The sequence below is a fragment of the Bdellovibrio sp. HCB185ZH genome (assembly GCF_047302455.1).
GTDB lineage: Bacteria > Bdellovibrionota > Bdellovibrionia > Bdellovibrionales > Bdellovibrionaceae > Bdellovibrio.
Genome location: NZ_CP178624.1, coordinates 1,795,843 through 1,807,301, shown reverse-complemented (window position 1 = coordinate 1,807,301; position 11,459 = coordinate 1,795,843). Strand labels below are relative to the sequence as shown.

The following is an 11,459-nucleotide window of genomic DNA, read 5'->3' as shown; positions in this document are numbered from 1 at the left end:
TTTATTTTCAGAACTACTTTCTAAGTTCTTTTACTTGATCCTGAAGTTCATTGATACGTTTGAACAAATCAACAACTTGGTCCAACGCTTTGTCGGTTCTGCCACTGCGAAGGCTTTCATAGATATTGGATGTTCTTGTTTCAAGACCTTGAAGAGCTTGAAGTGAAACCGTCTCTTGGATCTTTACCACAACAGTCTCTTTACATACTGGAGCTGGTTTTGGAAGTCTGGGAGCATTGCCTGCAGCCATTTTCAAGCATGTCACACGATCATACTCGTCAGCTTTATTCCCGCAATAGTTAAGAACCGCGTCTGAATAGTCAGAACCTGCACCGGCTTTGTAGCAATCAGCCACATAAGAACCAAAGCTCAATTGGCTGCAGATTTTTGTTACTCCAAGAGAGATTGATTCACCATCAATCGCTTTATTGCACTCTACGCTTGCAGCAGAGTTGGAAAGACTGTCACAAACACGTTTCGCATTGGCATCTTTGTAAGCCGCTTGTGCGAAAGACGTTGTAACTAAAGTCATCGTTAACGTTAAGATCATTTTTTTCATCGTTTTCTCCTGATTAGTTGTTAGTCAAACTTGCCAAATTGCGAGCACTTTAACGCCTCGAGGGCCATGGAATCTCGAGATCTCAAAATAACCGCAATCAGGTTTATTCGAGGAGTGCACGTTGCGAGAGATATGCCATCATCTTTGTTAATTACAGAAACTGAATGTGAACGAATGAAAATTCGATGTGCGCAAGTTACTCGTTGCTCTTTTTCTCATCGAGAACTCTGTATGTTCCATCGTCAACGATGCTTGGTGTTCCCTGTTGTATTGGCTATGAAGAGCATTTTTTAACCGGGCAATTTAAGATAACGCCTCTATTCAGATCAAGATGAGACACGAGAATTAACACCTGGAAATATTAGGACGTAGAACTTTTCATCATGAAAGTCTTTTAAACAGCTCTCCGCAAATAGGTTCCAGAGCACGTCAGAATTCGCGTGAGAATGGGACTTGCACTTGTAAGTAGCTATCAGTAAGCGGAGGTTTTAATGGGTCTGGGCGTGAGACAAATCATCATTATGATCGGTGTTCCAACACTTCTTTTGGGATATCAAAACTGCGCAAAGGTGGCACTGAGCTCTGTTCAAGGGGAATCTTTGCAATCTCAGGCGCAACCTTTCAACGCCTCATCAGATCCCTCAGTCACGGCTGATCCAGAGACTGAAATGGAAGTGGTAGATGGTGATGACCCTGCGGAAATCACGGATGTCGAAGTGGTAAATGCCGTTAAAGCCTGTGAAAGCAAAGAAGTTTTTTCAGCTCCAGCGACAAATCTGGTTTTGAAATACAATCATGAAGTCATTCGACTGGATGCTTATTCTGTTCAATCTCTTTCAGGAAATCACGGGGACATTATCATCCGAGCGGCAGATCAGAGTGGTACCATTGATTCCGTCAGCAATACGAATCACTCTATAATCGTTTTGTGTGGGTTTAAATCGATCGGCACGATCAAAGCCATTCAAGATCGAGTGATCGTTGTGGGTGGCGAGATCGAAAATCTGCGCGCCGTCCACAGCCGCATTGCTCTGGTGAAGGCCTCCGTGAAGGCAGTTAAAGAAACCAAATCAATTATCAACAAATATTAAAAGTCTGTTCTCCCCAGGCCAGGCTTGAAATAAAAAAAAGAGGATGATTTATCATCCTCTTTTACTTTTTAATTTTAGTTCTTAGCTTTCTTCTTAAGGTCCTCAAGACGGTGGTAAAGATCTTCCAGTTGTTCAAGGGCTTTTGCCTTATCACCGCTATTAACGCTGTCGTAAATGCTTTGTGTTCTTTCCTGAAGTCCTTCAATAGACTGAGTTGTGACGACTTGAAGGCACGCGGGGATGGGTTTGGGGAGTTTGCGTGCATTGCCAGCTGCCGTCTTTAAGCAGGTGATGCGATCATATTCATCCGCCTTCGCAGAACAATAATTTAAGACTGCGTCGGAGTAGTCATTGCCCGCGCTGACTTTGAAACATTCGGCGACGTAAGTTCCAAAACTGAGTTGGCTGCACAGCTTTACTACTCCCAAGGAAATGGCTTCACCTTCGATGGCTCTGTTGCATTCAACACTTGCGATGTTGCTGGAAAGGTCATCGCACACACGTTTGGCATTCGCATCTTTGTAAGCTGCGTGAGAAAAGGATACGGATACTAGCGAGATTGCGAAGATCAAAATAGCTTTCGTCATGGTTCATTCCTCTGCATTCAAAATCATGTCTATATGGAGATCGCAAGAGAATGTCTAGCGACAGTTTTGTAATAGAAAAAGCGCCAAGCTGCGGAGAGTAAAAGTAATGTACGTTATGTCAACGTTTACTAAATTTGCGACAGCTAGTTACCGGAATCTGAAGTGTTAAGAAGCATTGCATGAGTACGTTTGTGGCGAGTAATTTTCCCCTAAACTGCTGTAATGGAAAAACTGTTTACTTCTGTCTGTGCTTTCTTGTTCTTAAGTTCCGCGAATGCCATGGATTCGTCGGTTTTCTTCGATCCTCAAGATAACTTCCTAGATGCCAGCGTATGGCTGCTGGAACATCGAGGATTTCTTCCAGTTCCGATCATTATTACTGAACCCGCGGTGGGAAATGGCCTTGGCGTTGCTTTAGTATTTATGAGCGAAAATGAAGACGCTGATTATAAAAAAACGCACGTCGCCGGGCAACGTTTCATCCCACCGACTGTGACGGGTGTGATTGCCGCGGGCACGGAAAATGGGACGCGATTCGGTGGAGCTTTTTATGTACGCAACTGGGATCGCGATCGTTGGCGTTATATGGGCTTTGTGATGACGGCTTCAGCAAATTTGGATTTCTATGGATTGGGCGGCTTCATGAGCAGTCGAGATCTGCACCTGCAATACAATCTCAAAGGTTGGGGTGTTTATAATGATCTGCGCGCACGTGTTGCCGATAGTAACTTTTTCTTGGGCGGCAGGTACATTTACACCGATATGAAAGTTGAGTTTACCGGAAACGTGGCTCCGCCGAATTTACATCCAAGTGCATTGGACAACCGAAATGGTGGGCTATCGTTATTAGCAAGTTATGACAGTCGCAATAACACGATGTCACCAGAGTCGGGGCTTTTAACCGAATATCGATACTATATTTTCGACGAAGATTTAGGTGGAAATCTGGATTACCACGTGCAGGAATTGGATCTGCAGGGATTTGTGCGTGCGAGCACTGAATGGGGATTTGCGGGCCGTTGGCTTTCCAAATGGGTGGACGGCGATGCTCCTTTTTACGCCAAACCCTATATCACTATGCGGGGAATTCCCAAACTCCGCTATCAAGGCGAAGTCGCGTCTTCACTGGAAGGCGAAGTCCGTTATAACCCTCACCCCCGATGGGAAATGTCGATATTTGGAGGAGTCGGGCGTGCCGGGGATGAGCTCAAAGATTTGGAAAGCGCCGAAACAGCAAACTCCTATGGCTTGGGTTTCCGCTATCTGATGGCGCGTTTGTTAGGATTTAAAATGGGCCTGGATTTCGCTCGCGGCCCCGAGGAAACCACCGTCTATATTCAAGCGGGCGGGGCCTGGGGACTATAATTAACTTCAAACTTCTGAATGGCTGATTGCCTTTTGTGATTTGCGAGAAACATTGAAAATACAGCTGCGTTAATAATCATGACTGCCATGGCGGCGACGGCACATCCTTGAAGTCCCATGGCTGAGTATAGCTTTCCATTGACGAGGCCTCCTAGAAAATCGCCCAAGAAAAATCCCGATTGATTCAGACCGAAACAAAGTCCCAAAGATTTCTGAGGAAAAACTTTGAACCAAGTTGCATCTTCCGCGATCGTCGAAAAACCTAAACCTACACTTCTTAAGATCAAAAAAAGTACGAAGGCATGTTGATTAAAAGGGCTCAAAAATGCGGCTGTGGTGATGAGAACTGCAAACTCAGCGGCGATATAAATGACGAATGAGTTTTCTTTACGGTCTTGAATGAATCTTCCAATGATAGGATCTAGGAAGAAACGAATTAAGAACAAAAGGCCTGTGGAAATACCAACCGCGGTCATATCAAAACCTTTGCTTTTCATAATGATCGGCAGATATGGGGAAATAAAACTGACATAAAATCCAGCAAAGACTCCGGTGGATGTAGCCCACACAGCGATAATTTTCTTTTCTAAGAAAAATTCGAAGAGAGAGGATTTGTCTTTGCTCGAAATGGATTCATGAGCTGGGGCCGGAGTTATGAGGAAAGTCAGAAGGGAAAGGAGCAATATCAAACCTGCTGCTATCTCAAGAACTGTTTCAGTTGAAATGCTTAACCATTTTCCAGCCAGTATCCCAGCGACGGAACACCCAATAGCGCTCCCTAACGCTGCTCCAGAGCCTTTAACTCCCAACAAACGTGCGCGACTGTTTTCGTCAGAGATTTGTAACAACCATACTCTTACACTGGTTATAGTTGTTGAGGCGCCGACTCCCGCGCTGACGCCACTTAATAGGCTGATGATAGCCGACTCTGGAAACACACGTAAGAAAAGGCCTAGTGAATATAGCACGCAGCCTATGGCTAGGGTTGAACGATACCCTAAGCGATCACAATAATGCCCAATTAAGAAGGAAAAGTATCCTGCGGCCGCCATCGCAGAATAGCTGATGCCAAAGTTTTGCAAAGCATGGGCGTGCTCAAAGTGCACTGGGTGGACCGTCTTGGAAATCCACATCCCCATAAAGAAAATGACGTGAAAACCGGCAAAGAATTTAAGATTTTTGTTCACTAGGAAGCCTCCATGTCATGGATGTTGGCTGATTAGTGCGAATTCCGGGCCATCGAGCTATGGGGCTAAATGCATTAAGTTTGAGTAGAGCCGAGGATATTAGGATTTATTCTTTGCTGTGATTCAGTCTTCTTAGAATGTGGAATTTCTTGTGCCATAAATACAAAAAGGGCACTCCTTACGGAGTACCCTTTCAGAAATTCAATTGGATGAAATAATAATCTACCCCGCCATCAGTTTTGTTAAGTCGTCGACGACGTTTTTCATGACTTCGGCTTGAGTGTTTAGTTCTTCCGAAGCGTTTGAGCATTCTTGGGCTGAGCTGCTATTGGAAAGCGTGATTTTTTCCATATCCGTCAAAGCTTGGTTGATCTGTGCGATTCCCAGTTCTTGTTCCGCACTCGCGGTGGAGATCTCGACGTTTAGGCTTGAGAGCTTTTCAATGGAGCTTACGATTTCTTTCAAAGAAGATTCGCTGGCGCGAACAACCGCGTGGCCGTGTTCAACTTTTTTTGCGCTTTCGTTGATCAAAGTTGATATCTCTTTTGCTGACGTAGCACTTCTTTGCGCGAGACTGCGAACCGCATCAGCAACCACCGCGAAACCTTTTCCGTGTTCGCCCGCGCGAGCAGCCTCGACCGAAGCATTCAGCGCAAGCAAGTTTGTTTGGAAAGCGATGTCGTCGATAACAGTAATAATCTCTTCGATCTTTTTCGAACTTGCGGAGATATCTTCCATTGACGAAGTCAGCTTGCGCACCTCTTGCTCGCCGGTGTGAGCTTTTTGAGAGGCTTGGAATGCAAGATTCTTGGCTTCACTGGCGTGTTCGCTATTGCGTTTGACCATGCTGGAGATTTCTTCAGTGGATGCAGATGTTTCTTCAATCGATGCAGCTGCTTTCACGGATGATTGTGTGACTGTTTGGCTGGAAGCCAGAATCTCGTTACTGGATGAAGAAACCTGAGCGCCAGCTTCATTGAGCTTTGAAATAGACTCAACCAAACGGCTTAAAGGTTTGCGAATCAATAAATAAGAGACGACTAAAATCAAAGCAGAAATCAGCGATGTCCACCATAAGATAGAGATCGACGCATTGTTAGCTGCAGCAGTGACTTGGTCTGTTGATGACTTTACGGCAAAGATGCCATGAAGTTTTCCGTCCTTCCAGTCTTCCATCGGGAAGCCCAGAATGTCTTTGCCATTGCCCCAAGGTGAGGTCGAAGGGTGACCGTGACAAAGCAAGCAGCCTTGTTGCTCGGACAAGCGCACGGGGCGATAAACCGTGATCGCACCATCTTTGTTTTCGACAAACTCTTTCAAATCGCTGTTGGATTCAAAGCGTTTGATGATTTCCATCTCAGAAACTGTAGGAGTGTTTTCTTTGCGACGGGGATTTTCTGCGAACACGCGGAAAGAATAAAAGTCTTTCTCAGCGTTTTCGAATCCAACTTTAATGGAAGCAAAGATCGGCACTTTGTGCAGAATGCGTTTTTGCACCTCTTCCGGAAGTTTTCCATCCGGGTGAGTGGCCACTGCATGTTTGATATCTTCATCCAACCCACCTTGGGTGGCGACATAACCACGGATCGCTTCAAGGCGTGATAAGATCGCACGGGATTTTTCCACCAACTGATCTTGACCCTGGTTATGAATTTTAGAAGAAGAAATAGCGACGGCAGCGAGTGAGCAAACCAAGCTAGATGCAGCGATATTGATAATAATCTTTGATCCGAATTTCATGTTTGTAATATCGGAGATGGAGTCATTCACTATATGGAGAGAAGTTCGCGTAATTGCTAAAAAATTATGAAGATAAAACCTTGGTCGAGTTTGTGAGGATTGTTCTCCGGCTGAGTTGGATTTTAATCATTTACGGATGGGAATTACGTCCCCCATCTTTGGTCGCGTTTTATTTCCTCGACCTGACAGTGATAACAAGGTCGAGGGAAAGTTGCTAATCTGATTTTAGAAAGCCATTCGTTTGGAGAGTTCTCGTGAAGAAGTTGGTGTTGAAATTATTTTTGGGATTCGTTGTTATACCAGCGGCTTTGGTGGGAACGTTTTACTATTTAAATGAGCATGGCTTTTTCAATATCGAAAAAGTGGAAGTCGTTCTTGAAAATCCTCCGCAAGGACAAGAGCAGTTTTTAAAACCTAACGTTGATGCGTTGGAAGAGTTGCTTGCGAAATACAAAGGCGAATCTCTTTGGAATATCAAATTGAAAGCGGTCTCCGCTGAATTAAAGAAACAAGAGTGGATCGAAAACACACAAATTTCCCGTTCATGGCCCGCAACACTTTCTTTGCGCGTGCGTCCATATGAAGTAAAGCTCCTTTATATGGCAAAGGGTGGAAAACTTGTGCCGATTATCAAGAGCGGTGAGTTCTTGGATGCGATCGAAGCAAAGCAAGCTCCTGATGTCGCGATTTTGGATGGCGATGCTTTCGCCAAGAAAAAAGAACTTCGCAAAAAAGCTGTTGATGTGATCGAGCAAATTCCTGCTCAAGGATCGTTCAGCAGAAAAACAATTTCTGAAGTTCGTTACGATAATAAAGAAGGCTTTTGGATGACCTTGATCAAATCCGGCACGCAAGTGAAAATCGGTGAAGAGCAAGTGGCACTAAAGGCAGCGCGCGTTTCACGCGTCGTCGATTACCTCGAAACCAAGCAGTTTGACGCTCGCGTCATAGACGCGGATCTGTCGAAGAAAGTCCTTGTCAGGTTGCGTAAGGATCCCTAAGCTTAAGTCTGGAAGACCATCTAAAGTCGAGCTCAGGTTCGGCTCAAATCGAATAAAATGATTTTATTCGTCGGTCTCTCAAACAAAGACGCCCAAATAGGGTGTCATATACGAGGACTTAGGGATGAGTACATCAAAACCGAAAGCTCCGGTATTGGCTGGTTTGGATATTGGTTCGACCAAAGTATGTTTCGTCATCGGAACCGTCAATCCCGAAGGGAAAATCGAAGTCGCGGGAGTAGGAACTGCTCCTAATACAGGCATCCGCCAGGGTGTTGTCGTTAATATTGAGGCAACAACCGATTCAATTAAAAAAGCAAAAGAAGAAGCAGAGTTGATGTCTGGTTACAGCGTCGGCGAAGTATGGGTTGGCGTTTCCGGCACTCATATCTCTTCTTTCGATTCTAAAGGTATGGTTGCTATCAAGAATCGTGAAGTCACACCTTCCGAAATTGATCGCGTGATTGAGGCTGCAAAAGCAGTCGCAGTTCCAACAGATCGTACCGTTTTGCACATCCTTCCAAGAGAATTTAAAGTCGACGGTCAAGACGGCATCACTGATCCAGTGGGCATGTCAGGTATCCGTTTGGAAGCGAATGTTCACATCGTAACAGGCAGCCAGTCCGCAATTCAAAACACTGTTAAATGTGTTGAGAAAGCAGGATTGAAAATCGCTGGTTTGGTTTTAAGCCAACTGGCATCTGCAACAGCTGTTATTTCTAATGATGAAAAAAATCTGGGCGTAGTCGTTGTCGACATGGGCGGCGGTACTTGTAACAACTTGTACTTCGTTAATGGCAGCGTGGCTCACTCTTCTATCATTCCAGTTGGTGGTTCACACTTCACTCACGACGTTGCTGTAGGACTTAGAACTCCTCAGTTCGCGGCGGAAGTCTTAAAGAAAAAATATGGCTGCGCAATGGCTTCCATGGTGAATGACAACGAAACGATTGAAGTAGAAGGCGTTGGTGGTCGTAAAGCTCGCGTGATTCCTCGTAAGGATCTTGCTGATGTGATCGAAGCCCGCGCAGAAGAAACATTGAATCTGATCGCTAACGATATTCGTATGAGCGGTGTGATGCCAATGTTGGGTTCAGGTATCGTTCTAACTGGTGGCGCAAGTCAACTGGATGGCCTGATTGAAATGGGTGAATTTATTTTTGATATTCCGGTTCGCAGAGGAGCTCCTTTGGAAATCGGAGGTCTGACTGATGTTGTGAAGTCTGGTGAGTTCTCGGCAGCAGTTGGATTGTTACAGTATGGATTGTCTCAACGTAAAGATTTGATGATTCAACAGACACAGGAACTTGAGATTAATATCGGCGAGTCGATCAACGGCTTGACGAAACGTCTTAAGGAAATGTTTGAGAAAGTATTTTAGTTTTTAAATTTACTCGGTGGGGGCTGGAGGCCTCTGTATCTTTTAAGCATCGTCGGGAGGGACAACATGTTTGAATTAGAAGAAAATATCAATATCGGTGCGAATATCAAAGTTGTAGGCGTCGGCGGTGGCGGTAGCAACGCAGTTTCTACTATGATCGCTTCTGAAATGGGCGGCGTTGAATTCATCGTGGCAAACACGGATATCCAAGCTTTGAACTCACACAAAGCATCTAACAAAATCCAGTTGGGTATCGATTTGACAAAAGGTTTGGGCGCGGGCGCAAATCCAGATGTAGGTCGTCGTGCTGCGATTGAATCTTACAATGAAATCGTAGAAAAACTTGAAGGTTCTGACATGGTATTCGTAACTGCTGGTATGGGCGGTGGTACGGGTACTGGTGGTGCTCCAATCGTAGCAAAAATCGCTCGCGAATTGGGTGCTCTAACTATCGGTGTTGTGACGAAACCATTCTTGTTCGAAGGTAAAAAACGCGGCAAGCACGCAGATTCTGGTCTTCAAGAACTAAAAGACAATGTTGATACATTAATCGTTATCCCGAACCAAAAACTTTTGACGATCGCAGCTGAAAAAACTCCTCTTTTGGATACTTTCAAAAAAGCTGACGAAGTTCTTTTGCAAGCGGTTAAAGGTATCTCTGACTTGATCAACATCCGTGGTTTGATCAACTTGGACTTCGCCGATATCCGCACTGTTATGTCTTCTAAAGGTATCGCCATCATGGGTACTGGTTCTGCGAAAGGTGAAAACCGCGCCGTAGAAGCCGCAACGGCAGCGATCTCTTCTCCACTTCTTGAAAATGTTAAAATTGATGGCGCAACTGGCATCATCGTTAACATCACGGGTGGTTCTGAGCTTTCATTGTACGAAGTGAACGAAGCGACGACTTTGATCACTGAGGCAGCTCATGAAGATGCAGAAATCATCTTCGGTGCAGTTATCGATGAAACAATGGGCGAAGAAGTACGCGTGACTGTGATCGCAACTGGTTTCGATTCTCACGAAGTGAAACTTGTGAACGACATGGCTCAAGTTAACCAAATGCAAAACTTCTTGAACCAACAAACGGCTCAATTCGGTATGAACCCTAACATGGGTATGAACATGGGCATGCAAATGCCACAAATGCCGAACATGCCGCAAATGCCTCAGTTCCAGATGCCGCAAATGCCAAATATGCAAATGCCTGTTATGCCAACTATGCCGGTGATGCCTCAACAAGCTACACCAGTTGAACTTCCGCCTATCGCGGCAGTGCAGTCCCAAGTGATGAACTACACTTACCAGCAGCAAGTGGAAGTTCCGGTCACTCCGGGGTTACCCCAGCAACCCGTAACTGAAACCGTAACAGTTCCGCCGGTAGCTCAAGTAACTCCACAAGTTGCGCAACAAGCAGCTCAGTCTGTGGCAGCACAATTGCCTCCACAAGCTCAGCCGCAAGTAATGCAACAGGCTCCAGTTCAAGCTCAACCTGTTCAACCAGAGATGGCGACACCAATCCAACCACAAGTTGAAGGTGTTTCTCCTCGTGATTTGTTGTTGGCTAAGGCTCGCGCTTTCAAAGAAAGCCAAGACCTTAAAAACCGTCATGCAAATCCAGAACAGTTGTCTATGAACGTAGACCACGAACAACAATCTTTGGAAGAAGCTCGTCGTATGGCACGTGAAGTGTTGAGCTCTCCATTCTCTTCTCAAAACTTGGAAGTACCTGCATTCATCCGCAAGAAACAAGGTTTTGATTTGAAGCAAGACTAGTGGAAGCCTGGTTTATATCCGACATCCACTTGAAATCCGCAGAAGAGCGCAACGGGCAAATCCTGTTGCGCTTTTTGCGTTCTTTGCGACAGGGTGATCCCTCGAACGTTCACCTTTTCATGCTGGGAGATATTTTCGATCTATGGATCGGTGGCTCTGAATTCTTTGGGCGCAAGTTCCAACCGTTGATGGATGCGCTGAAAGAATTGAGAGAGGCTGGTGCACGCATCACCTACATTGAAGGGAACCATGACGTTCACGTTGAAGGTTACTTTCAAAAAAAATTGGGAGTCGAAGTTTTTGTCGAAGCTCAGTACTATAAAATTGATAATCTGAACGTGCGAGTTGAGCACGGAGATCTGATCAATCTAAATGACATCAAGTACTTGAAGTATCGCTCTATCATTCGCAATCCCTGGGTGAAGCCGTTGAAAGATGTTTTCCCTGGGCGCTTCTGGGATTATATCGGCAATCGTGCGAGCAAAAAGAGCCGCGAACGAAGTGGTCATTATCGCCACCGTAATGAAGAGCAACTGGTAACCATGATTCGTAACCACACTCATCGTGCCTATGATGAGGGACCTTTCGATGTGATTATTTCCGGCCATATGCATGTGTTTGATGACTCTATGGTCGAGACTCATGGCCGAAATGTCCGCTCTGTGAATTTAGGTTCGTGGTTCGAAGAACACGTCAAAGTGTTCCGCATTAAAGATGGCATATGCGATTGGGTCACGATTTCCTAGGCCGGGTCATTGACCCGAGTTCCGTT

At 45.3% G+C, this 11,459-nt stretch carries 10 protein-coding genes; 6 read left to right on the top strand and 4 right to left on the bottom strand.

What is annotated here, in order from left to right:
- Positions 1–13 precede the first annotated feature (13 nt).
- The gene (locus ACLSU7_RS08840; RefSeq protein ID WP_413295172.1) at positions 14–559 is read right to left on the bottom strand and encodes a hypothetical protein; all 546 of its coding nucleotides are present in this window, start codon (positions 557–559) and stop codon (positions 14–16) included.
- Positions 560–1,050: 491 nt separating this feature from the next.
- Here ACLSU7_RS08840 and ACLSU7_RS08835 point away from each other — a divergent pair, with 491 nt between their 5' ends.
- Positions 1,051–1,650: a hypothetical protein gene (locus ACLSU7_RS08835; RefSeq protein WP_413295171.1), complete on the top strand. Its 600-nt coding sequence runs from the start codon at positions 1,051–1,053 to the stop codon at positions 1,648–1,650.
- Positions 1,651–1,724: 74 nt separating this feature from the next.
- Here ACLSU7_RS08835 and ACLSU7_RS08830 read toward each other — a convergent pair whose 3' ends face one another.
- Positions 1,725–2,237: a hypothetical protein gene (locus ACLSU7_RS08830; protein ID WP_413295170.1), complete on the bottom strand. Its 513-nt coding sequence runs from the start codon at positions 2,235–2,237 to the stop codon at positions 1,725–1,727.
- A gap of 222 nt (positions 2,238–2,459) precedes the next feature.
- On the opposite strand from ACLSU7_RS08830, the gene ACLSU7_RS08825 reads away from it, so the two are divergent.
- Positions 2,460–3,602, top strand: a complete 1,143-nt coding sequence (locus ACLSU7_RS08825; protein ID WP_413295169.1) for a glyceraldehyde-3-phosphate dehydrogenase — start codon at positions 2,460–2,462, stop codon at positions 3,600–3,602.
- On the opposite strand, the gene ACLSU7_RS08820 is transcribed toward ACLSU7_RS08825, so the two are convergent.
- Positions 3,575–4,789: an MFS transporter gene (locus ACLSU7_RS08820; protein WP_413295168.1), complete on the bottom strand. Its 1,215-nt coding sequence runs from the start codon at positions 4,787–4,789 to the stop codon at positions 3,575–3,577. The two genes, ACLSU7_RS08825 and ACLSU7_RS08820, sit on opposite strands and share 28 nt — an antisense overlap.
- 222 nt (positions 4,790–5,011) lie before the next feature.
- Positions 5,012–6,529 carry a methyl-accepting chemotaxis protein gene (locus tag ACLSU7_RS08815; RefSeq protein ID WP_413295167.1) on the bottom strand — a complete coding sequence of 506 codons (1,518 nt, stop codon included), beginning with the start codon at positions 6,527–6,529 and terminating at the stop codon, positions 5,012–5,014.
- A gap of 254 nt (positions 6,530–6,783) precedes the next feature.
- On the opposite strand from ACLSU7_RS08815, the gene ACLSU7_RS08810 reads away from it, so the two are divergent.
- The 4 genes from ACLSU7_RS08810 (at position 6,784) to ACLSU7_RS08795 (ending at position 11,433) form a co-directional block, all read left to right on the top strand.
- Positions 6,784–7,530, top strand: coding sequence for a cell division protein FtsQ/DivIB (locus ACLSU7_RS08810; RefSeq protein ID WP_413295166.1), 747 nt, complete (start codon positions 6,784–6,786; stop codon positions 7,528–7,530).
- Between the two features lie 124 nt (positions 7,531–7,654).
- The gene (gene ftsA / locus ACLSU7_RS08805; protein ID WP_413295165.1) at positions 7,655–8,911 is read left to right on the top strand and encodes a cell division protein FtsA; all 1,257 of its coding nucleotides are present in this window, start codon (positions 7,655–7,657) and stop codon (positions 8,909–8,911) included.
- A gap of 66 nt (positions 8,912–8,977) precedes the next feature.
- Positions 8,978–10,687, top strand: a complete 1,710-nt coding sequence (gene ftsZ / locus ACLSU7_RS08800; RefSeq protein ID WP_413295164.1) for a cell division protein FtsZ — start codon at positions 8,978–8,980, stop codon at positions 10,685–10,687.
- Positions 10,687–11,433 (top strand): UDP-2,3-diacylglucosamine diphosphatase, encoded by a 747-nt coding sequence (locus tag ACLSU7_RS08795; protein ID WP_413295163.1) that lies wholly within the window; start codon positions 10,687–10,689, stop codon positions 11,431–11,433. Before ftsZ ends, ACLSU7_RS08795 begins: the two co-directional genes overlap by 1 nt.
- The last annotated feature ends 26 nt before the right edge of the window (positions 11,434–11,459 follow it).

What these genes read in the sequence shown, in the direction of transcription:
- ftsZ (WP_413295164.1), top strand. Translation starts at nt 8,978, where the DNA reads ATGTTTGAATTAGAAGAAAATATCAATATCGGTGCGAATATCAAAGTT.
- ACLSU7_RS08835 (WP_413295171.1), top strand. Translation starts at nt 1,051, where the DNA reads ATGGGTCTGGGCGTGAGACAAATCATCATTATGATCGGTGTTCCAACA.
- ACLSU7_RS08815 (WP_413295167.1), bottom strand. Translation starts at nt 6,529, where the DNA reads ATGAAATTCGGATCAAAGATTATTATCAATATCGCTGCATCTAGCTTG.
- ACLSU7_RS08840 (WP_413295172.1), bottom strand. Translation starts at nt 559, where the DNA reads ATGAAAAAAATGATCTTAACGTTAACGATGACTTTAGTTACAACGTCT.
- ftsA (WP_413295165.1), top strand. Translation starts at nt 7,655, where the DNA reads ATGAGTACATCAAAACCGAAAGCTCCGGTATTGGCTGGTTTGGATATT.
- ACLSU7_RS08830 (WP_413295170.1), bottom strand. Translation starts at nt 2,237, where the DNA reads ATGACGAAAGCTATTTTGATCTTCGCAATCTCGCTAGTATCCGTATCC.
- ACLSU7_RS08825 (WP_413295169.1), top strand. Translation starts at nt 2,460, where the DNA reads ATGGAAAAACTGTTTACTTCTGTCTGTGCTTTCTTGTTCTTAAGTTCC.